We start from the raw sequence: 22,847 nt of genomic DNA, 5'->3' as shown, positions 1-22,847 counted from the left end.
TTTAAACTTAAAATATTTTAAAGTTATATGAGAACAATAGATAACATTAACGATCTTAACAAGTCTGATTTTTTGTCTTTATTTGGTAATGTTTTTGAAAAAACTGAGTCAGTTGCAGTGGAAGCATTTGAGTCAAAACCATTTAAAAACTTTGGAGATATTATGTTTAAAATGCTTGATATTTATGAAAATTACGAAAAGAATAAAATTTTAGAGATTTTAAATGCTCATCCTGAGCTTGCTGTAGCAAAAAAAATGACCTCTGAATCTATATCAGAACAAGCCTCTGCAAAATTAAACCAATGTTCTAATGATGAATATGAAGAATTTAAAAAATTAAATTCAGAATATAAAAAAAAGTTTAATTTTCCTTTTATAATTGCCGTAAAAGGTAAAGATAAAAATGAAATTTTGAATTCTTTTAGACAGAGAATACAAAGTGATGTAGAAAGTGAATTCCTTGAAGCAAAAAAACAAGTAAAAAAAATCGCAACCTTTCGTTTGGATGAAATAAATAAAAAATGAAAAAATTTATAAGTGCAAAAATGATTAACTTAGCAGACCCAAGAATTGGATCTAAAGTTATATTTAAGACTGACGATTTTTTTGCAGCTGCTCATAGAATATTAAACATCGAAACTCCAGTTTTTAAAGATGGACTATTTGACAAACATGGTAAATGGATGGATGGATGGGAAACAAGGAGAAGAAGATCAAAAGGTTTTGATTATTTAATTTTAAAACTTGGTAAACCTGGGAAGATATTTGATATAGAAATTGACACATCACACTTCAATGGAAACCAGCCCACACATGCTTCATTAGAAGGTTGCTTAAGTAAAACAAAGCCTAATAAGAAAACAAAATGGATACCTTTACTGAGCAAAAAAAAACTTGGCCCAAGCCGAAACCATAGCTTCAAATCAAATAACAAATCTGTTTTTAATTATATAAGACTAAACATTTTTCCCGATGGTGGAGTTGCAAGACTAAGGCTTTATGGAAAAATTGAAATGGAGAAAAACTTTTTAAATAACAAAACTATTAACCTTACATCTGTTTTAAATGGTGCTTCAATTATTGGTTGTAATAATGAACATTTCGGCAGAGCTGAAAATATCATAGCACCTGGTAAAGGAAAAAATATGGGAGATGGTTGGGAAACAAGAAGAAGTAGAGGAAAAAACTTTGATTGGCTTATAATAAAATTTGGAAAACCAGGATTAATAAAAAAGCTAGAGATAGATACCCATCATTTTAAAGGAAACTATCCCGATAGTTGTTCAATTCAAACTGCAAGCATTTCAAAAGATCTTTCCAATAAATCAATTGTCAACAATTCAAAAAATTGGAAGTTTATTTTAAATAAGTCAAAACTGTCAGCTCACAAGAAACATATTTTTATAAAATTTTTAATTAAGAGAAGTAAAGAAAATTATCTAAGAATTAATATCTATCCAGATGGTGGAATTTCAAGAATAAGGGCATTCGGAAATTTTGTGAAATGAAAATAATAAAAGCAAAAAAAATTACTAAAAAAAATTTTTCTAAATTTGGTCAATTAATAGATACGTCAAAAAAAAATCCTATAAATATTAATGATGGGTATGCAAAAAGATTTGATAATTTGATAAACCTAGATGCATCTAAAAACAAAGGGAAAGCAATTGTTAGTATTTTTAAAGCAAAAAAAAGAAGGTTTCCTATGAAAATTGATATGATGGAAAAACATCCTTTAGGAAGCCAAGCCTTTATACCAATGGAAGATACAAAATTTTTAGTATTTGTAGCACCAAAAGGAGATAAGCCAGACGTAAATAAAATCCAATCCTTTTTAGTACCAAAACAAACTGGAGTTAATTACAATGCTGGTATTTGGCACTTTCCGTTGATTTCTATTAAAGATATGAATTTTCTAATTGTTGATAGAAAAGGAAAAGGAAACAATCTTGTTATTTATAAATTTAAAAAAGATAAAATTATTTTAAAGAAATGAAAAAAAAATATCCAAGAGATTTGGTGGGATATGGTTCCAAAAAAGTTAAGGTAAGGTGGCCTGGTAATGCTAAGTTAGCTTTACAATTTGTACTAAATTATGAAGAAGGAGCAGAGAATTGTACCCTTCATGGTGATAAAACTTCAGAAGTATTTTTATCAGAAATTATAGGAGCAAAACCAATTAAAGGTCGACATTTAAATATGGAGTCAATTTATGAATATGGGTCAAGAAGAGGATTTTGGAGAATTCACGACCTCTTTAACAAAAAAAAAATTCCACTTACTATTTTTGGAGTTGGTATGGCATTGGAGAGAAATAAAGAAGTTTGTTCGGCTATAAAAAAAGCAAATTATGAAGTTGCTAGTCATGGGTGGAGATGGATTGATTATCAAAATGTATCAAAGAAAAAAGAAAAGAATGATATGAAACTTGCAGTCAAATCTATAAAAAAGATTTTTGGTAATAAACCTGCTGGTTGGTACACTGGTAGGTGTAGCACAAATACTTTAGATTTAGTAATCGAAAATGGTGATTTTTTATACTGTAGCGATACATACAGTGATGATCTTCCATATTGGATAAAAAAAGGTAATAAAAAACAACTGATGATTCCTTATACACTTGATAACAATGATATGAGATTTGCAACCAATCAAGGATTTAATTCGGGTGAACAATTTTATAATTATTTAAAAGATAGTTTCGATGCCCTTTATGAGGAAGGAAAAACTTTACCAAAGATGATGTCGGTTGGCTTGCATTGTAGATTAATTGGAAGACCTGGTAGAATACAGTCTCTTAAAAAATTTTTAAATTACATTACAAAATTTAAGGATATTTGGATCTGCAAAAGAGTAGACATAGCTAAACATTGGATAAAAAATTATAGTTAAAATTTTTATTATTGTTCCGCAGCTATAAAAGTATAGTGAGCAACCGCTTCTATTTCATCATCAGATAGTATACCCTCCATTGCGGGCATTACTCCTATACCGTTTCTAACTGCCATTATAATTCTTTGAATATCAGGTCTAATTTCATTTAAATTTGGACCAACCATTGCGTTCGATCCAGCATCTGAGAGCATATGGCATGCTGCACAATTCCCAGCCCCCAGAAAAACTTCTTTTCCCTTGTTAAACAGTTCATCAGCATTAGCTTGTATAATTGAAAGAAATATCAAAACAAACAAGCTATTACATAAATTTAAAAATAATTTTTTCACTTAAATTTGGTATCATAATTAAAAAAATTTAAAAAGGAGAATTATGAAAGCTTATTGGATTGCAAATTATACTGAAATTAAAGATAACGAAAGACTTAAAAAATATGCTGTTAAAGCTAAAGAAGCGGTTGAAAAATATAATGGAAGAATATTAGCAAGAAGTGCAAATAATATAACTTTAGATGGTAGGGAAATGGTAAGAGTAGCTCTCGCGGAATTTCAAGATATAGAAACAGCAAAAAATTGCTATAATTCTGAGGAGTATATTGAAGCTAGAAAACATTTAGAAAACAATGTTACCAGAGAACACATAATTTTTGAGGGAATGTAATATTCAAAAATAAAAAAAGAGTATGAAGATATTTGATTGTTTTATGTATTTTGATGAAGAGATGATCTTAGATCTTAGGCTAAATATTTTAAACAAACATGTTGATTATTTTGTAATCGTAGAAAGTACATATACTCATCGTGGAGAAAAGAGAGAATTAAAATTTAATCAAAATAAGTTTGAGAAATTTAAAGATAAAATTATTTATCTTATTTATGATCAAGTCCCAGATAATTTAGAGTATATTAATACAAAAGATACAGAACAAGAGAAATCAAGAAAACTAATTATGAATGCAATTTTTAGAGAGAATGGGCAAAGAAATTTTATTACAAGTGGTTTGAAAGATGCCGAAAGTGAAGATGTTGTATTAATTTCAGATGTAGACGAAATACCAAACTTAAATAATTTGGATTTTAGTCAAATAAGTCAAAAAATTTTTTTATTTGAACAAGATATGCTTTATTACAAATTTAATTTAAAATTACCTAACTTATCATGGAAGGGAACTAAGGGTTGTAGAAAGAAATATTTTAAAAATCCCCAGTGGTTAAGAAACATAAAAGATCGCAAATACCCTTTCTATAGAATAGATATACTTTTTTCTGAAAAGAAATTTATTGATTGCAAGATAATCCAAAATGGTGGATGGCATTTTACTAATATAAAAACAGCTGAAGGAATTAAACATAAACTAGAGTCATATCTTCATCATATTGAATTTGATAATAACCCACTAACAACTAATCAAATAGATCAAATTATAAAAGACAAAATTGCAGTATATAATTTATCGGTAGATCAAAGACAAAATAAATTGGGTGGAAACAAATTAGAAAAATATCCTATAGAAAATTTACCAAAATTTTTAATTGATAACTTAGAAAGATATAAAAACTGGATTGATTGATATAAAATTTAGTACTGAATAGGTTCTGGGTCTATACTTCTCCATAAATACCAAGTAGCAACTGAACAATAAGGTGAAAATTTTCTATTTAAATATTTAACATATCTTTCTGGTGGTAAGTATTTTTTTTTAAAATTTTTGGATATTGCTCTTAAAAGACCTATATCTTGTATAGGCCAAATATTAGGTCGATTATAAGTAAATAATAAAATCATTTCTGCTGACCATCTTCCAATTTGTCTTAATTGAGAAAGATAAATAATTGCATCCTCATCAGACATTTTTGAAATGAGTCTTGGATTAAACTCTTTACTTAATATTTTTTGGGCTAAACTTTTTATTCCTTTTACTTTCTGTCTGCTTAGACCGCAGCTTTTGAGTTGAATAGTAGATAATTTGCTAACCGTTTTTGCATTTATTTTATTTTTACATTTTTTTTTAAATTTTAAAAAAACTGAATTAGCAGCAGCAACGCTAATTTGTTGTCCGATTATACTTTTACATAGGGAAAAAAAAATATTTTTTCTTGAAGTAAGTACTATCTCTGAAGGGGATTTATATTTTTTAATCAAAGAAGACATAGTTTTGTCTTTTTTAGATAAATATTTTTTTGCTTTATTCCAATATGATGGGATTTTACTCATGTCGTGAAACAGATAACTTCTTTTTCAAATACATCTCTCTCCTAAATATAATAATAGATGAAACTATAACTAATAAGGCACCTAATAAAGTTTTAAAAGTTGGTATTTCGTTCCAAATAAAATATCCAAATATTATAGCAAAGACTAATCCAAGATATTTTAAAGGAGAAACCAAACTGACTTCTGAATATTTATAAGATTGTGATAGCCATAAATTAGCAAGACCACCTAATATGCCAACCATGGATAACAATAATAAATCTAGTAAACTTGGCAAGACCCATCCCTGATAAAAAGATAAAAAACTTAGAAGCATTATAGAGAATGAAAAGAAAAAACTAATTAACCAAGCAGGCTCTGTTGATGATAATTTTCTTATAGCAATAGCAACGTAAGATAGACCTAGGCAAAAAATTATTGGATAAATATAATATAAATTTAAAGAGCTAAAACCTGGTTCAGTTATGAAAATTATACCAACAAATCCAACTAAGACCGCTAACCATCGATAAATACCAACTTTTTCTTTTAATAAAAAAATTGAAAATATTGTTATGAATATTGGTGCAGCAAAAGAAATACTTACAACTGTTGCTAAAGGTAAATTTCTTAATGCTACAAATATAGAAACTAAAGCAATTAATCCTGCTAAACATCTTTTAAAATGAAGAAAGGGTCTAGTTGTTTTATAAAAATCTAAATATCTATCTTTAGGAATAAGAAATAAAATAGGAATTATTCCACAAAATCCTCTGAAAAATAGTACTTGTCCAACAGGATAATCATCAGACCATTTAACAATCACATCCATAAGTGAAAATGCACATACTGATATGAACATGTAAAAAAAGCCTAATTGATTTTTTGATAGCATATGATTAACTTTAAATTAATTAAGTTAATTATCAATGGAAATAGCAATTTTAGGATTAGGATGTTTTTGGGGACCAGAAATTAAGTTTAGTCAACTTGATGGAGTTATAAAAACAGAAGTAGGTTATTGTGGAGGTCATAATGCTGAAACAAATTACAAAGAAGTGTGCACAGGGACAACAAATCATGCAGAAGTAGTAAAATTAGATTTTGATCCTAAGGTAATATCCTACGAAAAAATTCTTGAATATTTTTTTGAATTTCATGATCCAACAACCTTAAATTCTCAAGGACCAGATTTTGGAACCCAATATAGAAGTGAAATATTTTATTTAAATGATCAGCAAAAAATTATTGCTGAAAAAATGATAGAAAAAGAAAACATCAAATTAACAGGAAAAGTTGTAACAAAAATATCTTCAGTTAAAAATTATTGCCCTGCTGAAGAGTATCATCAAAGATATTTAGAAAAAAGATAAAATGTCTTTAGTTGATACAAGTTGGTTAGAAAATAATATTGATAAAGTAAAAATTATTGATTGCTCATGGCATATGCCTCAAACTCAAAGAAACGGTTTTGAGGAATATACAAAGGAACATATTCCAAATGCTATTTTTTTTGATTTAGATAAAAATTCCAAATTAGATACTGATTTACCACATATGCTTACCGATACTAAATCTTGGGAAAAAATAATTAGCAATATGGGTATAGAAAATAATGATCGAATAGTTGTTTACGATAACTCTGATGTTATTAGTTCTTGTAGATGTTGGTACAATTTAATTTATTATGGACATGACCCTAAGCTAGTCCATGTTCTGAATGGTGGATTAAAAAAATGGAAAAAAGAAAATAAATCGACAGATAACAAAAAAGTGATCACTCAAACATCTAAGTATAAATGTAAAGAAAATAAAGAACTTGTTAAAAATAAAAAACAAATAGATGAAAATATTGATACAGGTAAATTTAATGTTGTTGATGCAAGAAGTAGAGAAAGATTTGAAGGCAAAGTTGCTGAACCAAGGAAAGGTCTTAGAAGTGGTTCAATAAAAAATTCTTTTTGCCTACCCTTTTCTGAATTAGTAAACGAAGACCATACTTTCGTTAGTAAAGATAAAATAATGGAAAAATTTAAGTCCTTTAAATTTGAGCATGATAAAAATCTAGTATTTTCATGTGGTTCTGGAGTGACTGCAAGTGTATTGGCACTAGCTTATTCTTTAATAAATGCTAAATATATGCCGACAATTTACGATGGTTCTTGGGCTGAATACGGAAAAAATTAACTTATGAAAACATCTACAAAAATAACAAGTATAGTAATCATATTTTTCTTAATAATTGCAACAGTGATCATTGGAAGAACAATGATAGGTAATCATTTCAAAAAAAAATTTAGTAAAAGACCACCTCCTGGAATAATAATAACTACTACTAAAAAGAGAGTTTTTGAAAATGTTGTTAGTACATACGGGACCGCAACTCCAATTCAAACACAATCATTTAAAATTGAAAAATATGAAATATTAAAACCTATAAAGTTTAATCAAAAAGTAAAAAAAGGAGATGTAATTGCTGAGCTTAAAAATCGAAAAGTTATTGCTCAATTTGATGGTGTTATTGGAAAAAGAGAATTTTCAGAAGATATAGAGGTTTCAAAATCTTCAATATTAATTAATCTTGAAGATACTAGCTCAATATATTGTGATGTAGACATACCTGAAATTTTTGTACCATTTATTAAGGTTGGTCTGCCAGTTGATATTAAATTTTCTGGATATAAAAATAAAATTTATAAAGGTGAAGTAGACTCTTTTGCTAGCAGGATAAGTGAAGATACAAGAGCTTTGGCAACAAGAATTAAGATGGATAATGTATCAGGTGAAATATTACCTGGCTCATTTTTAGAAATATCAATTAAATATGATGTAAGAAATGGCTTAAGTGCTCCTGACACTAGTACAATTGTCGAGGGTGAAAATGTTTTTATTTATAAAGTAGATGAAAAAAATAAAGTAATGAAAACAAAGGTAACCATTGGTGATAGATATTTAGGCTTTGTAGAAATATTAGATGGATTAAATAATGGAGATAAAATTGTTGCAGAAGGAACAAAAAAAGTAAGACCAAATTTAACAATCAGACCTATTGAGAAAGGAGCTAAAAAAAAACAAGGAAATTCTAACTGGGGTAAAAAAGATAAATCAAAAAAAGCTGAAGAAAAAAAAGGTAAATTTGATTGGTTAAAAAATATTTTTAAAAAATCAGATAAAGAGAAAAAATAATTAAATGTATATAACTGAAGTTAGTATTAAACGACCTGTTGTTGCTTGGGTAATGTCTTTAATATTAATTATTTTTGGTATTTTTGTCTTTTTAGAATTGCCAGTAAGAGAACTTCCTGATGGTATACAACCTCCGGTAGTTCAAGTTCAAACTGATTATAAATCTGCTTCAGCCGAAATTGTTGATGAAGAAATAACTCAAAAATTAGAGGACGTAATTGGTGGAGCTGAGGGTATCAAAAATATTGACTCAAGTTCTCTTAATGGAAGAAGTAGAATTAACATTCAATTCAACACAGACATTGATTTAGATGATGCTGCTAATGATATTAGAGAAAGGGTTGCAAGAGTTGTTGACAATTTACCAAGTGAGTCAAACCCTCCTCAAATTTTAAAACAAGCAGCAGGTTTTACAACTACAATGTGGGTAGGATTATCATCCCCAACCTGGAATGATCTAGATCTTGGTGATTATGCTGAAAGATATCTAATAGATGCATTTTCAAGTGTACCAAACGTAGGCCGAATTTTAGTTGGTGGATTAAGAGAGCTTAGTGTTAGAGTTTGGATAGATCCAATAAAATTAGCTGCAAACGATCTTACAATTCAAGAAGTTGAAAGAGCTCTTAGAAATGAGAATATAAATCTTCCAGCTGGAACCTTAGAAGCTAATAACAAAGACTTAACTTTAAACATTGATAAATCCTATTCTAATATTGACACTATTAAACAATTGCCACTTAAGAAAAATAAAGAAAAAGTTATTATTTTATCTGATGTGGCTAATATAGAGTTTGGACCTGTTTCAGAAAAAACTTTATTTAAAGCACAAAGAAAAAATGCAGTAAATTTAAAAACTGTAGGAATTGGAATTTATGCAAAAAGTGGTGCATCAACGGTAGAACTTTCTAAACAAATAAAAACTAAAATTAAAGAACTTAACAAATCCTTACCTGATGGATTAAAGTTAGAGATAGCATTTAACAGAGCGACCTACATTGGTGCGGCAATTGAAGAGGTATATAAAAGTTTAGTAATTGCATTCGTATTAGTTGTTTTAATTATTTATCTTTTTTTAGGTAACCTAAAAGCTGTAATAGTTCCTGCGGTTGCTTTACCAGTTAGTCTTATTGGATCATTTCTTGGGTTATATATATTTGATCTATCAATTAATATTTTTGTATTACTAAGTTTTATTCTAGCAATTGGTATAATCACTGATGACTCTGTAATCATGACTGACGCGATCTATACAAGAATTGAAAATGGAGAAACACCTTTAGTAGCTGCTTACAAAGGTTCTAAACAAATTACATTTGCAATTATTGCAACGACTTTAATTCTTGTAGCAGTATTTTTACCTTTAATTTTTATTAAAGGAATATCAGGAACTTTGTTTAAAGAAACAGCAATAGCCTTATCTTTTTCAATTGTTGTATCTTCTTTTGTGGCATTAACATTATCTCCAATGCTAGGAAGTAAATTTTTAAACAAAAAAGAAAAAATTAATTTCTTTGTAAAAAAATTCAATAATGGATTTAAATCTTTTACAGGATTTTATGTAAACTCTCTTAAATATTGGGTGAATAAACAAAAAACTATTTCAATATTTATAATTTTAATTATAGCTGCTTCAGCTTATTTGTTTAGTTTTTCTAAAAAAGAATTAATACCAATTGAAGATAGAGGTGCTTATTTAATTATTGGGTCAACTGATGAAGGCAGTTCATTTGAATATACCCAGGAAAAAGCGCAAATAATTGAAGGAAGAATATTAAGATTATTGCAGGCAGAAGACAGTCCATATGCAAGACTAATCATGAGAGTTCCTGGTTTTGGAAGATCTGCAACGTCTTATAACAGCTTTATAATTATTGCATTACTTGATGAATGGAAAAATAGAGAAAAAGGTAGTCAAACAATATTAAGAGAAGCAATTGGACAAGTGGTTTCTGTGCCTGAAACTTTTGCTTTTCCAATTTCTCCACAATCAATAAGAGTATCTAGTTACAATAAGCCCGTTCAAATGGTGATATATGGATCTAGCTACCAAGAATTAGAAGAAATTCAAAATAGTGTCTTAAGAGAATTAAGAAAAAATAGAAATATGTCTAGAATTGAAAGTGATTATACAAAAAATAAACCTGAGGTTAAATTAATCACTAATAAAAACAGAGCAAATGATTTGGGAGTTTCTACTGAAAACATAGGTAGAACTCTAGAAACTCTTTATGGAGGAAAAAGAGTAACAACTTTTAGTAAAGAAGGAAGAGAATACCCAATTATTTTACAACAATATTTAGCAGATAGAAGAGATAAAGATGGGTTGTCAAAAATTTTTGTTAGATCTGAAACAACTGGTAAACTTGTATCTGTTGCAAGTTTAGTTGAGTTTAAAGAGAAAGGCACTGCTGAAGCGCTTCCAAGATACAATCGTCAAAGAGCAGTTACAATTTCTGCTGCGCTTGCAGAAGATTATACTCTAACAGAGGCTATAAAATACCTGGAAGATGTCATGTTTAGAGTTGCTCCTCAAAATCAAATCACTTGGAAAGGAAAATCTGAAGAGTTAAAAGAAACAACAAATGAAATATACTTAATTTTTGCTCTTGCTTTGTTAACTGCCTATTTAGTAATGGCAGCAACATTTAACTCTTTTGTTCATCCATTTATTATTATTTTAACAGTTCCACTAGCTGTATTTGGTGGATTAGTATTTATTTTATTTTTAAATAGTTCAGTAAATATTTTTTCTCAAATCGCTTTAATAATACTAATTGGTATATCCACAAAGAATAGTATTTTGATTGTAGACTACACAAACCAGATAAGAACTACTGGTGTTAAAATTCAGGACGCTATAATTAAAGCTTGCCAACTTAGAATTCGACCAATCATAATGACCTCACTTAGTACAATGATAGCAATGCTTCCATTAGTTATCGGAAATATTGGCCCAGGTGCAGGTGAAGGCTCTAGATTAGCTGTGGGTTCTACAATTTTAGGAGGAATGATTATTTCAACCTTCTTTACTTTATATGTAACTCCAACAATGTATTTAGCTCTTGCAAAAAATACCAAGCGAATTGATGCTGTTGATATAGAATTAAAAAAACAGCTAAATTAAAAAATAATATATTTTGAAGTAGATAAAGAATTTTTACATTCTGATAATTGTTGCTTATAAATATTTGATTGTTTTTCCACTCTTTTGGCTAAATTAATTACTTTTTTATTATTTTTATAATTTTTATATTTGCCCCAGCCTTCATGATAAGCAATATACTGATTAAAAGCATCTTTATTTGAAATTTTTAAAATTTTTTCAGTTTTATTTGTATACCAACCAATAAAATCCACACTATCTTTAAATCTTGACCTTGTTGCAAATTTGTTTCCAGTTTCTTCCTTATACTGTTTCCATGTTCCTCTTACAGCCTGCGAATACCCAAAAGAGCTTGATGGTCTCTTGTAAGGTACTACTTTAAACAGTTTCTGCCTAGGAGGTTTTGCAAACCTATTAAAACTGGATTCCATTTTTATAATTGCAAGCTGCAAATAAATAGGAGTACCCCATTTTTTTTCAGTTTTTTTCGCATGTTTATACCAAAAATACCTTTCTTCAAATATTGAACAACTGCTTGCTGTATTTTTAGGAACCGATGAACAAGCTGAAATAAATAATATTATTAAAAATAAAAAATTAAGTTGTATAATTTTCATTTTTTTAAAAAATAAAATAAGATTAATATTATTAATACACCCAATAAATTTCCAAATAAATCTGAAAATTGAAATGTTCTCTGAGGAATGAATAAATGTAAAATCTCAAGTGTTATAGACAAAAATATTAAATAAATACTCAATAATTTTAATTGACTTAATTTTTTATAACTAAAAAAACCAATTATTGAGAAAACCAAAAAAGCATAAACATGATTAGTTGAAATTTTTAAATTTGAAAAATAAAAATTTGAAGTAATTTGAGGTTGTTGGCTAAGATTATTATAAAATAACCAACCTAAAATACTCCCTGGATATAGGTATAAAAAAATTAAAATAAAATTGCAAAAATAAAAAATAAATTTATATTTTGAAAAAAAATTATTCATTAATGATATAGTTTTATTTATCAAATTGATCTAAAAGATAAACAAATGAGTTATTTAATTTTAGTTAGGCATGGGCAAAGCATTTGGAATCTTGAAAAACGATTCACAGGATGGGTTGATGTAGACCTGACAGAAAATGGAAAATCAGAGGCAAAAAAAGCTGGTAAATTAATAAAACAAGAGAAAATTGAAATTAATGTATATTACTCCTCTTTTCAATTAAGGGCTAAAAACACTTTAAAAATTATACAGGAAGAATTAAAAGATTTTAAAGAAGTAAAGAGTGCATGGGAATTAAACGAGAGACATTATGGAGCTCTGACAGGGTTAAATAAAGATGAGATGAAAAAAAAACTTGGAGAAGAAAAAGTTCATCAATTTAGACGTTCTTGGGATCTTAGACCCGACCCTTTAGATAAAAAAAATCCATATCACCCGCTAAATATTGAAACATACAAAAAAATTCCCCTTGAAAAAATTCCTGATACTGAGTCACTAAAAGATACATATGAAAGAGTAATAAAATTTTATACTAACGAGATAAAACAGAAATCAAATGAAAATATTTTAATTTCTGCTCATGGAAATTCCATTAGAGCTCTTTGCAAATATTTGTTCAATTTAAATGACAATGATATCTCTAAACTTGAAATTCCAACAGGGAACCCACTTTTAATTGAATTAGAAAACAGCAAAATTTCTAATTGCAAATACCTTGATCAAGAAAGAGCTAAAGATCTTTTAGTTTTTTAAATATATCCAGATCAGTTAAATGATAAAAATCTTTTTGGCTCTCATAACCAAATAACTTTTTTTGATCCAATAAACTATTCCAAATTTCCAAAATTGAGTAATTTACTATTTTCTCTTTAATAAATAATTTTTTATTTATTATTTGACACCCAATATAAATAAATTCTTTTTCAGCCTGTTTGTTAATTAAATTATTTTTTAAATTGAAATCTCCTTTTAATTTTTTATCAAAACTTAATTTTTTATTTACTAAGAGAAGAATGTTTTCTAATTTTTCAGAAAAATACATTTTTTTCATTTTTAATATCTCATCTTTATAGTCATTACTCCAGATTGTATCTGGATTAAAAATTATAAAATCCTTTTCATTAGAGCTTTTAATCATATTTTGAATACCTCCCCCTGTATCTAAAATATGCTCACCATCCTCAATTATTTTGATATCCAAATTAAAATTTTTATTGTTTAAAAAAACTGAAAATTGATCCTTTAAATAAAAAGTATTTATCAAGATTTTTTGAATACCTAGTTTTTCGATTAAATTAATGCATCTCTCCAACATACTTACATCTTTAATCTCTAATAAGGGCTTAGGAGTATTTAAAGTAATTGGATTTAATCTCTTACCAAAACCTGCACATAAAATTAAAGCTGTATTTATTCTCACAACTCTACCTTATAAATTTTGGGAAATTGTTTTTTAATAGCAACATCAAATTATTTAATTCATTTTGCTCTTTAAATCTTTGATTAATCATTTCCCAGGCGTAGGGAATTAATTTAAGATATTTTTTTTTATTATCTCTTGTAGCTAAACGCATAAATATACCAATTATTTTTAAATTCCTTAAAACAGATAATATTTCAAAATCCTTTTTAAATTTTTTCAAATCAATTTTTTTATTTGTTTTAATATAAAACTTAAATACTTTGTCTTTTAATTCATTAGATGTTTTTAATCTTACGTCATCAATTAAGGATGCTAAATCATAAGCTCTATTGCCAATTAATGCATCTTGACTATCTATTACTGCAATTTTTTTATTGTAATACATCAAATTTGAAACATGAAAATCTCTATGAACAAATGTAACATTTTTATAATTTAATTTTGATAATAATTTTTTTATCTCTAATATAAATTTTTTTTTAAATTGAGTACTTTTGGATTTAGACAATTTCTTTGGTGCATACCAGTCACAAAAAAGTTTAGTTTCATCAAACAAAATTTTGTTATTATATTCTTGAACTTTATATAATTTATTTTTAAAATTTTTTACTTTTTTATCTTTTATTAATTGAATTTGATTTAAAATTTTTATTATCTTTTTAAAAATGACATATTTATCATTCTTTTTATTTTTTAAAATTTGAAATAAAGTTTGATCTCCAAAGTCATTTATTTCTATATAATTATTAATGTAATTTTCACTTAATAGATTTGGTGCTAAAATTTTATTTTTAATTAAAATTTTATTTATCGCATCATAAATTAAAAGATTTTTTAACTTTTCTTTCTTGGATATTACAATAATAGATTTATTTTCTCTATTTCTATAAAATTCTCTAAAAGACGCGTCACCTTTTATTTTTTTCAATTTTGCTAAGCTTTTCATCAAAATAGATTTTAATTTAAACTTTTATATCTACAGTTCTATCATTTAAATCATTTAAATAATTAAATGTTAAAGTTATAAATTTTATATCTTGTTTATCAGCAATCAATTGTGGCCATTCTATAAGTGTTATTAATTTATTATCTTTTTCAAAAATGTCTAAATTATTGATATCTTCTTTCCTATTAATTCTAAATAAATCATAATGTTTAATTCTTATATCTTTCACCTGATACTCATTTAATAAACTAAAAGTAGGGCTTGTAATTTCTGTTTGTGTTAAATTATTTTTTTTTTGATACTCATTTATAAAACATTTAACAAAGGTTGTTTTACCAACGCCCATCTCTCCATATAAAAAAACAAATTCACCACCTTTAATGTATTTTGTAAATTCTTTAGCTAATTCTTTAGTTAACTTCTCAGAAGTGATATTGATTGTGCTATCTTTAATAGCGATAGGCATCTGGTTTGAAAGGACCCTCTGTTCCAACGCTTATATAATCTGCTTGCTCTTTTGATAATTTTGTTAGTTTTGCCCCAACTTTTTTTAAATGCAAAGTTGCTACTTTTTCATCTAAATGTTTTGGAAGTACATAAACTTTATTTTCATAATTTTTATGATTATGCCAAAGTTCTATTTGAGCAATTACTTGATTAGTAAATGATGCACTCATTACAAAACTTGGATGTCCAGTTGCACAACCAAGATTAACTAATCTTCCTTCAGCTAAAAGAATAATTCTTTTACCACTAGGCAACTCTATTTCATGTACTTGAGGTTTTACTTCAGTCCACTTATAATTCTTAAGAGCTTCAACTTGTATTTCATTATCAAAATGACCAATATTACATAAGATGGCTCTATCCTTCATATCTCTCATATGGTCTGCGGTAACAATATCTTTGTTACCTGTAGCTGTTACAACTATATCCGCTCTACTTATAGCCTCCTCCATTAATACCACTTCATAACCTTCCATTGCAGCTTGAAGAGCACAAATTGGATCTGCCTCAGTAATTAAAACTCTAGCACCACTTTGTCTTAAAGATGCAGCACTTCCTTTTCCAACGTCTCCAAAACCAGCAACAATTGCAATTTTTCCAGACATCATTACATCAGTGGCTCTTCTTATCCCGTCTACTAAGCTTTCTCTACATCCATATAAATTATCAAATTTTGATTTTGTGACAGAATCATTCACGTTTATTGCTGGAACCAAAAGGGATTTATCTTTTTCCATTTTATTTAGTGCTTTAATTCCAGTGGTAGTCTCTTCTGAAACACCCTTAATATCTTTCATTAAATCCTGATACTCGTTATGCATGATAGCTGTCAAATCTCCACCGTCATCTAATAACATGTTAGGTTTCCAGTCAGGTTTTCCAACTATAGTTTGTTTAATACACCATAAATATTCCTCTTCTGTTTCACCTTTCCAGGCATAAACAGGGATTCCGGCCTTTACAATTGCAGCAGCTGCATGATCTTGAGTTGAGAAAATATTACAAGAAGACCAGCGAACTTCAGCACCTAATGCAACTAAAGTTTCGATTAGTACAGCTGTTTGAATTGTCATATGAAGACATCCTATAATCCTTGCACCCTTTAATGGTTTATCTTTAGAATACTCTTCTCTTAAAGCCATTAAACCAGGCATTTCACTTTCAGCTATTGATATTTCTTTTCTACCAAATTCAGCTTGGGCAATGTCTTTTACTTTATAATCTTCCATGGCAAGCTTTATACAGCTAAGTATTTATTTATCAAGAAATGATTAAACATTGGGAAATCTTATCTCTATCATTGCTCCTTCTTTATCAATACGATTAGATGCTACAATTTCACCATCATGGAGTTCAACCAAGTTTTTTACTATATTTAAACCTAAGCCCGAATGTTCTCCAAATTTTTCAGGTCTATTACTATAAAATCTTTTAAATATTCTTGATGTGTCTTTTTCTTTAAACCCTTGTCCTTCATCAAGAATTTTGATTGATATTTGATTTTTTCCATTAATAGAAACATTAACAAAAACATTAGCACCATCTTTACTAAATGATATTGAATTATCTAATAAATTTGCAATTATTTGTTCAATTCTATTTTCTATACCATTTATTAAATATTTATCTTTTCCATCATTTTTATATTCAATTTTAATTCTTCTTTTCACTTGATGAATATTATTATAATCATCAACAACAGATTGAATGATAGGTTCAATATCAATTTTTTTCATTTTTTCTTTACTTAAAGCAACTTCATCCTTTAACATTTGTGAATAATCAGTAATTAATCTTTCTATTCTTTGAACGTCATGACTAAGTATATTCAATAATCTATTTCTTTGTTCGTTATCATTTGTGTCTTGTAAAATTTCTGATGCACTTTTTAAAGATGCTAATGGATTTCTAATTTCATGAACTAAATCTGTAGAAAAATTTTCTGCATGCGTAACTCTATTTTGAAGCTCATTTGTCATATCCTCTAAAGAATTTGATAAAAGTCCCAATTCGTCATTTCTTTTTTTAAGATTTTCAATACCTGGTTTAATTTGACTCTTCTCTTTAATACGAATTGTATATCCAACAAGATTTTGTATTGGTTTAATAAAGTATCTACTTAACACAAAAGAAAATATTAATATTACAAATCCTACAGATATAGCTGTTCTTATTACAAATGCTTTTCTCTCATCTATGGCTGTTTTTATTTCATTTGCATTTTCCGTAATAGCTACATATCCAAGGTTAATTTCATTCTTTGTTACATTCTTGATTGTTGTTACATTAAATTGATTAAAATCTTCTTGCGTAAATGTGTAAGGTGCTCCTAAATTTTCAGAACCAGAATAATTTTTTAATATATCCTTGAATGAAACAGGTTTTTTTTCATCAATTTTTATATTTTTTTCCTCAATAGTTTTTTCTATTTCCTCATTATCTAAACTTTCAAATTCAATTTTATCAAGTCTTGTAGAGAATGATCTTGGATCAAGATCTAAAGTATCAGTGTCTCCAATAAGGTTAAGCTGATCATCAAAAAATATTACTCTATCTAAATTTTGAAAAATAAACCTCGTAGAAAATAAAAATCTTCTAATATCGTCAGACTGGAATTTTACATCCAGCCTTAAAATATTATCAATAGTGTTGTTAATAATGTTTGTGTGATTTTGAGATTTTTTTTTTATTAAACTTGGCTGAATATTATTTAAATATATGAATGTAAATAGTCCAATAATTGTAAAAATTACAAAATTTATAAATAAAAATTTTTTTAATATAGAGAGAGTTTTTAAGTATTTACTAAACATTAGCTAACATTCCATCTATATCCACTACCATACCTAGTTTCAATAGCTGAAAAATCAGGATCTACTTTTTTAAATTTTTTTCTAATTCGTTTTACGTGACTATCAATAGTTCTATCCTCAATATCTGTATCCTCTCGGTAAGCTATATCCATAAGCTGAGCTCTTTCTTTAATTATACCGGGCCTCTTTGCTAATTCTTTAACAATTAAAAACTCAGTCGTCGTCAATTTATCAGGCAGCTGTTTTCCATTCCATTCACACTCGAGTTGTGATGGATCTAATTTTAATCTTCCATGAGATATCAGGCTTTTATTTTCCTCTAAAGTATTATTTGAGTCTTTTTTTCTTAATTGCACTCTAATTCTTTCAATCAAGACTTTAATGGAAAAACCTCCTGATTTTTTTACAAAATCATCTGCGCCCAGTTTTAGACCTAACAACTCATCAATTTCATCATCTTTAGATGTTAAAAAAATTACTGGTAAGGAAGTTTTTTTTCGAAGTTTTTTTAGTAATTCTTCTCCATCCATCTTAGGCATCTTTATATCTATGACTGCTAAGTCAGGTGGCATTCTGGTTAAACCGATTAATGCACTTTCACCATCAATGTATGTTTGAACTTTAAAACCCTCTTTTTCCAATGCGATACTCAAACTTGTTAAAATATTTCTATCGTCATCTATTAAAGCTATTGTTTGTTTTTGCATAAAGTAGTTTAAAAATACTAAATTGTCCTAATTTGGGCAATGTTATAAATTTAATGTAACATTCCCCAATTATCTCCAACATTAATATCAACTGTTAAAGGAGTTGAAAAAGAATGATAATCACTCTGAGCTACACTGGTCATTTCTTTCTCAATTAATTTAATCATTACTTTTTCATCTTTTTTTGGAATCTCAAAAATTAATTCATCATGAATTTGCAAGAGCATTTTTGAATTAGAATATTTTTCCTCTGATAATTTCTTATCTAACCTTATCATAGCTAATCTCATTACTTCAGAAGCAGAACCTTGAATAGGAGCATTAATTGCAGCACGTTCTTGAAAATTTCTGACATTAAAGTTTTTGTCATTTATTCCATTAAAGTGAGATCTTCGTCCAAAAATATTGTTAACATATCCACTTTTCCTACAAAATTTAATTGTATTATCCATATAAACTTTAATTTCTGGGAACTTTGCAAAATATGAATTCAAAAATTCCTCTGCTTCATAGTTAGAAACATTTATTTGCTTAGCTAATCCATATTGCGAAATCCCATAAATAATTCCAAAATTAATAGCCTTAGCCTTTCGTCTATGATCTTGATTAACTTTTTTGATATCAATATTAAATATTTGGCTAGCTGTTAAAGAGTGAATATCTTCTTTATTTTTAAAAGCTTTTTTCAGTTCTTTTACATCTGCTAGGTCTGCTAAAATTCTCATCTCAATTTGATTGTAATCCGCAGAAATTAATAGGTGCCCTTTTTTTGCAGTAAAAGCTTTTCTTATATCTTTTCCATCTTCTGATTTAATTGGTATGTTTTGTAAGTTGGGATCACTAGATGCTAGTCTTCCAGTCGTTGTAGCTGCCAGCAAAAACGAAGTGTGAACTCTTTTTGTATTTGGATTTAAATGTTCAGGTAAAGCATCTGAATAAGTATTTTTTAATTTTGAAACTTGTCTCCAGTCTAAAATTAATTTTGGAAACTCATGACCTTTAAAAGCTAAATCCTCTAAAACACTTGCACTTGTTGCAAAACTTCCTTTTTTTGTCTTCTTTAAACCAGCTATTTTCAAGTCATTATAAATTATTTCACCTAATTGCTTTGGAGATGCGATATTGAATTCTTTTTTAGAAATTTTAAATACTTCTTTTTCAAGTTTTTGGATTTTTTTTTCAAATTTAGATGAAAGAGATTTTAAAAACTTACTATCAATTTCAACTCCCTCTATTTCCATAAATGCAAGAATTTTAATTAATGGCTTTTCGAAAATTTCATAGATATTTATCATTTTTTCTGATTTTAAATTTTTGATAAATTTCTTGTATAATCTAAAAGTAACATCAGCATCTTCAGCAGCGTAATCTTTTGCTTTATCTAATTCTACTTCGCTAAAATTAATTTCTTTCTTACCTGTGCCTACCATCTCTTTAAAAGAAATAGTTTTATGTCCCAAATGAATTTCTGATAAAGTATCCATATTATGTCTATTTTTTCCAGCATCTAAGACATAAGACATCAGCATTGTATCTTCCATTGATGATAAGGTTATCCCATTCTTATAAAATACGATAAAATCAAACTTTATATTTTGACCTATTTTTTTAATACTAGGATCTTCTAATATTTTTTTTAATTTTTGAATAACTGCTTCTTTTTTAAGACACTTGGGTGACTTATGACCAACTGGTATGTAGCATGCTTTTCCAATTTTAGTGCAAAGAGAAATACCTACTAAATCTGCTTGGTGAGGATCTAATGAAGTGGTTTCCGTATCTACAGCGACTTCACCAACTTCTTCTGCCTCCTCTATCCATTTATCAATTTCATCTAAGCTATTAATTAAATAATAATTTTTGTTATTAACTGTTTGTTGTTTTTCTAGATTTTGAGTTTCAATCTTATTACTTTCTAGTTCAGGTTCTCCATAAGCAGAAATTGCAGAGCTTAACAACCTATTAAATTCCATTTCTCTTAAAAATTTATATAATTTATCTTTATCTATATTTTGCAATTTAAATTCACTTAACTCCCTATCAACAGGAGAGTTGTGATCTAGTGTTACAAGTTTTTTACTTATTAATGCTTTATCCTTGTTCTCAATTAATGTTTCTCTTCTTTTATTTTGCTTAATCTCATGAGCAGATTTTAGTAAGTTTTCTAAAGTGCCATATTTGTTAATTAGCTCTGCGGCTGTCTTAACACCTATCCCCGGAACACCAGGAACATTATCACTACTATCTCCTGCTAAAGATTGTACATCAATAACTTTTGAAGCATCTACTCCAAATTTTTTTACAACATCATCATCAGTTATAAATTTATTTTTCATAGGGTCAAAAATTCGAACCCCTTTTTTGTAAAGCTGCATTAAATCTTTATCTGATGAAACAATTGTAACCTTTGCACCCTTTTTAAGAATTTGATCAACATATGTAGCAATTAAATCATCTGCTTCATAATTTGGAAGATCAACAGATGGCAAATTAAATGCCAGGACTGATTTTCTTATATATTCAAATTGTGGAGCTAAATCGTCAGGCGCCTCAGATCTATTAGCTTTATAATCACTATAAATTTCATTTCTGAAAGTTTTTCTTGCTGAGTCGAATATTACTGCAAAATGTGTTGGTTTTTGCAAGTTTTGATTGGATTTTGAATCTTCTAATAATTTAAATAACATACTGCAAAAACCACTTACAGCACCTGTTGGAAGACCATCACTTTTTCTACTCAATGGAGGCAAAGCATAATAAGCTCTAAAAATATAGCCAGAGCCATCAATCAAATAAAAATGATCTGATTTTTGAATTTTATTCATGAAGTAATATTAAATATTATAATGATAATATAATCTGTATATAAAAAAATTTACTTTCATTTACTATAACAATTATAAGTAGATTATTTTTTATATTTTGAGTATTATTTAACAATGGAATTAACAAAAAATCTCTCACAAGCTAAACTATTTAAATCTCTGGTTGTTATTGTTCTTGGTTCAATAGCACTAACTATATCTGCAAAGATCAAAATTCCTTTCTATCCGGTTCCTATGACTATGCAAACATTTGTTGTATTATTTTTAGGAATAAGTTTAGGACATAAAATTGCACTAGCTACAATTGGTCTGTATTTAATTGAAGGAATTGCAGGGCTTCCCGTATTTTCAAATTCTCCTGAAAAAGGTGTTGGATTAATTTATTTTACAGGACCAACAATGGGTTACCTAATTGGTTTTTTAACGGCTTGTTACTTAGCTTCTAAAATAAATATTGATGATAATTTTTTCGTTGTTTTATTTAAGTTAATTATCGCAACTTCAACAATTTATATTTTAGGCCTAATTTGGCTTGGGACATTGATTGGATGGGATAAGCCAATTTTTGCTTTAGGTGCAAAACCATTTCTATTAGCTGAAATTTTTAAAATCTTGATTTTAGCTCTTTTGACTAAGCAAATAATTAAAATTAAAAAATTTATCTAGGTGATCTTTTAGAAAGAATTCTTTGAAGAGTTCTTCTATGCATTTTAAGTCTTCTAGCCGTTTCTGAAACATTTCTGTTACACAGCTCAAAAACTCTGTGTATATGTTCCCACTTAACTCTGTCAGCTGACATGGGGTTTTCTGGTGGAGCTGCTTTTTTTGATGGGTCTGCCAATAAAGCTTTCTCAACATCTTCTGCATCAGCAGGTTTAGCTAAATAATCTATAGCACCTTCTTTGATTGCAGCTACTGCCGTTGGAATATTTCCATAACCAGTTAGCATGATAATCCTACTATCACTATTTGAAGCCTGAATTTCTTTTACAACCTCAAGTCCATTACCATCTCCAAGTCTTAAATCTACAACCGCAAAACCAGGTTTTTTAGTCTTTACAGATTCAACCCCCTTTTGCACACTCTCAGCTTGAAAAACCTCAAATCCTTTTTTTTCCATCGCTCTTGCTAAACGCTCACGAAAAGGATTGTCATCATCGACGATTAATAATGACTTATTCTCAAAATTATTGAGATTCTGTAATTTTGGTTCCTCTTTCATGACCTTTATATGGGGTCT

24 protein-coding genes are annotated in these 22,847 nt (G+C 28.0%); 12 read left to right on the top strand and 12 right to left on the bottom strand.

The window, feature by feature from the left end:
* Window positions 1-27: 27 nt before the first annotated feature.
* The 4 genes from uraD to puuE are packed head-to-tail and all read left to right on the top strand — an operon-like array spanning window position 28 to window position 2,892.
* Window positions 28-525 (top strand): 2-oxo-4-hydroxy-4-carboxy-5-ureidoimidazoline decarboxylase, encoded by a 498-nt coding sequence (gene uraD, locus ACTT9L_RS06635; protein ID WP_440928518.1) that lies wholly within the window; start codon window positions 28-30, stop codon window positions 523-525.
* Entirely contained in the window at window positions 522-1,508 is a 987-nt protein-coding gene (alc, locus tag ACTT9L_RS06630) for an allantoicase (RefSeq protein WP_440928517.1), read from the top strand. Before uraD ends, alc begins: the two co-directional genes overlap by 4 nt.
* A complete protein-coding gene (locus ACTT9L_RS06625; protein WP_440928516.1) occupies window positions 1,505-1,996 on the top strand; it encodes an ureidoglycolate lyase in 492 nt (163 codons plus the stop codon). Before alc ends, ACTT9L_RS06625 begins: the two co-directional genes overlap by 4 nt.
* On the top strand, window positions 1,993-2,892 hold the full coding sequence (gene puuE / locus ACTT9L_RS06620) for an allantoinase PuuE (protein WP_440928515.1): 900 nt from the start codon (window positions 1,993-1,995) through the stop codon (window positions 2,890-2,892). Before ACTT9L_RS06625 ends, puuE begins: the two co-directional genes overlap by 4 nt.
* A gap of 8 nt (window positions 2,893-2,900) precedes the next feature.
* On the opposite strand, the gene ACTT9L_RS06615 is transcribed toward puuE, so the two are convergent.
* Entirely contained in the window at window positions 2,901-3,224 is a 324-nt protein-coding gene (locus ACTT9L_RS06615; RefSeq protein ID WP_440928514.1) for a c-type cytochrome, read from the bottom strand.
* Between the two features lie 43 nt (window positions 3,225-3,267).
* Here ACTT9L_RS06615 and ACTT9L_RS06610 point away from each other — a divergent pair, with 43 nt between their 5' ends.
* Window positions 3,268-3,555 (top strand): DUF1330 domain-containing protein, encoded by a 288-nt coding sequence (locus ACTT9L_RS06610; protein WP_440928513.1) that lies wholly within the window; start codon window positions 3,268-3,270, stop codon window positions 3,553-3,555.
* Between the two features lie 22 nt (window positions 3,556-3,577).
* Window positions 3,578-4,465, top strand: coding sequence for a hypothetical protein (locus ACTT9L_RS06605; protein WP_440928512.1), 888 nt, complete (start codon window positions 3,578-3,580; stop codon window positions 4,463-4,465).
* A gap of 8 nt (window positions 4,466-4,473) precedes the next feature.
* Here the strand turns inward: ACTT9L_RS06605 and ACTT9L_RS06600 are convergent, their stop codons facing one another.
* Both ACTT9L_RS06600 and ACTT9L_RS06595 read right to left on the bottom strand, forming a co-directional pair.
* Complete coding sequence (locus ACTT9L_RS06600; protein WP_440928511.1) at window positions 4,474-5,109, bottom strand: DNA-3-methyladenine glycosylase family protein; 636 nt, start codon at window positions 5,107-5,109, stop codon at window positions 4,474-4,476.
* Window positions 5,102-5,983: a DMT family transporter gene (locus tag ACTT9L_RS06595; protein ID WP_440928510.1), complete on the bottom strand. Its 882-nt coding sequence runs from the start codon at window positions 5,981-5,983 to the stop codon at window positions 5,102-5,104. Before ACTT9L_RS06595 ends, ACTT9L_RS06600 begins: the two co-directional genes overlap by 8 nt.
* A gap of 34 nt (window positions 5,984-6,017) precedes the next feature.
* On the opposite strand from ACTT9L_RS06595, the gene msrA reads away from it, so the two are divergent.
* The 4 genes from msrA to ACTT9L_RS06575 are packed head-to-tail and all read left to right on the top strand — an operon-like array spanning window position 6,018 to window position 11,401.
* Window positions 6,018-6,461: a peptide-methionine (S)-S-oxide reductase MsrA gene (msrA, locus tag ACTT9L_RS06590; protein WP_440928509.1), complete on the top strand. Its 444-nt coding sequence runs from the start codon at window positions 6,018-6,020 to the stop codon at window positions 6,459-6,461.
* Window position 6,462: 1 nt separating this feature from the next.
* Window positions 6,463-7,275, top strand: a complete 813-nt coding sequence (locus ACTT9L_RS06585) for a sulfurtransferase (RefSeq protein WP_440928508.1) — start codon at window positions 6,463-6,465, stop codon at window positions 7,273-7,275.
* A 3-nt stretch (window positions 7,276-7,278) separates the two neighbouring features.
* Window positions 7,279-8,274 carry an efflux RND transporter periplasmic adaptor subunit gene (locus ACTT9L_RS06580; RefSeq protein WP_440928507.1) on the top strand — a complete coding sequence of 332 codons (996 nt, stop codon included), beginning with the start codon at window positions 7,279-7,281 and terminating at the stop codon, window positions 8,272-8,274.
* Between the two features lie 4 nt (window positions 8,275-8,278).
* Window positions 8,279-11,401 (top strand): efflux RND transporter permease subunit, encoded by a 3,123-nt coding sequence (locus tag ACTT9L_RS06575; protein WP_440928506.1) that lies wholly within the window; start codon window positions 8,279-8,281, stop codon window positions 11,399-11,401.
* Here the strand turns inward: ACTT9L_RS06575 and ACTT9L_RS06570 are convergent.
* On the bottom strand, window positions 11,398-11,997 hold the full coding sequence (locus tag ACTT9L_RS06570; RefSeq protein WP_440928505.1) for a transglycosylase SLT domain-containing protein: 600 nt from the start codon (window positions 11,995-11,997) through the stop codon (window positions 11,398-11,400). The two genes, ACTT9L_RS06575 and ACTT9L_RS06570, sit on opposite strands and share 4 nt — an antisense overlap.
* Before the next feature lie 434 nt (window positions 11,998-12,431).
* Between ACTT9L_RS06570 and ACTT9L_RS06565 the strand changes: the two genes are divergently transcribed.
* On the top strand, window positions 12,432-13,139 hold the full coding sequence (locus tag ACTT9L_RS06565) for a 2,3-bisphosphoglycerate-dependent phosphoglycerate mutase (protein WP_440928504.1): 708 nt from the start codon (window positions 12,432-12,434) through the stop codon (window positions 13,137-13,139).
* On the opposite strand, the gene ACTT9L_RS06560 is transcribed toward ACTT9L_RS06565, so the two are convergent.
* Genes ACTT9L_RS06560 through polA form a run of 7 tightly spaced genes read right to left on the bottom strand, consistent with a single transcriptional unit; the run spans window position 13,117 to window position 21,607 of the window.
* Window positions 13,117-13,806 carry a sugar phosphate nucleotidyltransferase gene (locus ACTT9L_RS06560; RefSeq protein ID WP_440928503.1) on the bottom strand — a complete coding sequence of 230 codons (690 nt, stop codon included), beginning with the start codon at window positions 13,804-13,806 and terminating at the stop codon, window positions 13,117-13,119. The two genes, ACTT9L_RS06565 and ACTT9L_RS06560, sit on opposite strands and share 23 nt — an antisense overlap.
* 4 nt (window positions 13,807-13,810) lie before the next feature.
* A complete protein-coding gene (locus tag ACTT9L_RS06555) occupies window positions 13,811-14,755 on the bottom strand; it encodes a phosphotransferase (protein ID WP_440928502.1) in 945 nt (314 codons plus the stop codon).
* Window positions 14,756-14,771: 16 nt separating this feature from the next.
* Window positions 14,772-15,221: a tRNA (adenosine(37)-N6)-threonylcarbamoyltransferase complex ATPase subunit type 1 TsaE gene (tsaE, locus tag ACTT9L_RS06550; RefSeq protein ID WP_440928501.1), complete on the bottom strand. Its 450-nt coding sequence runs from the start codon at window positions 15,219-15,221 to the stop codon at window positions 14,772-14,774.
* The gene (ahcY, locus tag ACTT9L_RS06545) at window positions 15,205-16,491 is read right to left on the bottom strand and encodes an adenosylhomocysteinase (protein WP_440928500.1); all 1,287 of its coding nucleotides are present in this window, start codon (window positions 16,489-16,491) and stop codon (window positions 15,205-15,207) included. The genes tsaE and ahcY overlap by 17 nt, the downstream gene beginning before the upstream one ends.
* 42 nt (window positions 16,492-16,533) lie before the next feature.
* Complete coding sequence (locus tag ACTT9L_RS06540) at window positions 16,534-18,075, bottom strand: ATP-binding protein (RefSeq protein WP_440928499.1); 1,542 nt, start codon at window positions 18,073-18,075, stop codon at window positions 16,534-16,536.
* Window positions 18,075-18,782, bottom strand: coding sequence for a response regulator transcription factor (locus ACTT9L_RS06535; protein WP_075506477.1), 708 nt, complete (start codon window positions 18,780-18,782; stop codon window positions 18,075-18,077). Before ACTT9L_RS06535 ends, ACTT9L_RS06540 begins: the two co-directional genes overlap by 1 nt.
* Before the next feature lie 50 nt (window positions 18,783-18,832).
* A complete protein-coding gene (gene polA / locus ACTT9L_RS06530) occupies window positions 18,833-21,607 on the bottom strand; it encodes a DNA polymerase I (RefSeq protein ID WP_440928498.1) in 2,775 nt (924 codons plus the stop codon).
* A gap of 114 nt (window positions 21,608-21,721) precedes the next feature.
* Between polA and ACTT9L_RS06525 the strand changes: the two genes are divergently transcribed.
* A complete protein-coding gene (locus ACTT9L_RS06525) occupies window positions 21,722-22,273 on the top strand; it encodes a biotin transporter BioY (RefSeq protein ID WP_440928497.1) in 552 nt (183 codons plus the stop codon).
* Here ACTT9L_RS06525 and ACTT9L_RS06520 read toward each other — a convergent pair.
* Window positions 22,266-22,829: an ActR/PrrA/RegA family redox response regulator transcription factor gene (locus ACTT9L_RS06520; RefSeq protein WP_440928496.1), complete on the bottom strand. Its 564-nt coding sequence runs from the start codon at window positions 22,827-22,829 to the stop codon at window positions 22,266-22,268. The genes ACTT9L_RS06525 and ACTT9L_RS06520 overlap by 8 nt on opposite strands.
* Window positions 22,830-22,847 lie beyond the last annotated feature (18 nt).

Origin of the sequence: Candidatus Pelagibacter sp. (genome assembly GCF_052049675.1) — a bacterium.
Lineage (GTDB): Bacteria > Pseudomonadota > Alphaproteobacteria > Pelagibacterales > Pelagibacteraceae > Pelagibacter.
Note: the sequence above shows the minus strand (reverse complement) of the source record. Positions and strands in the feature narration are given on the sequence as shown.

Excerpts from the sequence above, each read along its gene's own strand:
- uraD (WP_440928518.1), top strand. The coding sequence starts at position 28 with ATGAGAACAATAGATAACATTAACGATCTTAACAAGTCTGATTTTTTG.
- alc (WP_440928517.1), top strand. The coding sequence starts at position 522 with ATGAAAAAATTTATAAGTGCAAAAATGATTAACTTAGCAGACCCAAGA.
- ACTT9L_RS06625 (WP_440928516.1), top strand. The coding sequence starts at position 1,505 with ATGAAAATAATAAAAGCAAAAAAAATTACTAAAAAAAATTTTTCTAAA.
- puuE (WP_440928515.1), top strand. The coding sequence starts at position 1,993 with ATGAAAAAAAAATATCCAAGAGATTTGGTGGGATATGGTTCCAAAAAA.
- ACTT9L_RS06610 (WP_440928513.1), top strand. The coding sequence starts at position 3,268 with ATGAAAGCTTATTGGATTGCAAATTATACTGAAATTAAAGATAACGAA.
- ACTT9L_RS06605 (WP_440928512.1), top strand. The coding sequence starts at position 3,578 with ATGAAGATATTTGATTGTTTTATGTATTTTGATGAAGAGATGATCTTA.
- ACTT9L_RS06600 (WP_440928511.1), bottom strand. The coding sequence starts at position 5,109 with ATGAGTAAAATCCCATCATATTGGAATAAAGCAAAAAAATATTTATCT.
- ACTT9L_RS06595 (WP_440928510.1), bottom strand. The coding sequence starts at position 5,983 with ATGCTATCAAAAAATCAATTAGGCTTTTTTTACATGTTCATATCAGTA.
- msrA (WP_440928509.1), top strand. The coding sequence starts at position 6,018 with ATGGAAATAGCAATTTTAGGATTAGGATGTTTTTGGGGACCAGAAATT.
- ACTT9L_RS06585 (WP_440928508.1), top strand. The coding sequence starts at position 6,463 with ATGTCTTTAGTTGATACAAGTTGGTTAGAAAATAATATTGATAAAGTA.
- ACTT9L_RS06580 (WP_440928507.1), top strand. The coding sequence starts at position 7,279 with ATGAAAACATCTACAAAAATAACAAGTATAGTAATCATATTTTTCTTA.
- ACTT9L_RS06575 (WP_440928506.1), top strand. The coding sequence starts at position 8,279 with ATGTATATAACTGAAGTTAGTATTAAACGACCTGTTGTTGCTTGGGTA.
- ACTT9L_RS06570 (WP_440928505.1), bottom strand. The coding sequence starts at position 11,997 with ATGAAAATTATACAACTTAATTTTTTATTTTTAATAATATTATTTATT.
- ACTT9L_RS06565 (WP_440928504.1), top strand. The coding sequence starts at position 12,432 with ATGAGTTATTTAATTTTAGTTAGGCATGGGCAAAGCATTTGGAATCTT.
- ACTT9L_RS06555 (WP_440928502.1), bottom strand. The coding sequence starts at position 14,755 with ATGAAAAGCTTAGCAAAATTGAAAAAAATAAAAGGTGACGCGTCTTTT.
- tsaE (WP_440928501.1), bottom strand. The coding sequence starts at position 15,221 with ATGCCTATCGCTATTAAAGATAGCACAATCAATATCACTTCTGAGAAG.
- ahcY (WP_440928500.1), bottom strand. The coding sequence starts at position 16,491 with ATGGAAGATTATAAAGTAAAAGACATTGCCCAAGCTGAATTTGGTAGA.
- ACTT9L_RS06540 (WP_440928499.1), bottom strand. The coding sequence starts at position 18,075 with ATGTTTAGTAAATACTTAAAAACTCTCTCTATATTAAAAAAATTTTTA.
- ACTT9L_RS06535 (WP_075506477.1), bottom strand. The coding sequence starts at position 18,782 with ATGCAAAAACAAACAATAGCTTTAATAGATGACGATAGAAATATTTTA.
- polA (WP_440928498.1), bottom strand. The coding sequence starts at position 21,607 with ATGAATAAAATTCAAAAATCAGATCATTTTTATTTGATTGATGGCTCT.
- ACTT9L_RS06525 (WP_440928497.1), top strand. The coding sequence starts at position 21,722 with ATGGAATTAACAAAAAATCTCTCACAAGCTAAACTATTTAAATCTCTG.
- ACTT9L_RS06520 (WP_440928496.1), bottom strand. The coding sequence starts at position 22,829 with ATGAAAGAGGAACCAAAATTACAGAATCTCAATAATTTTGAGAATAAG.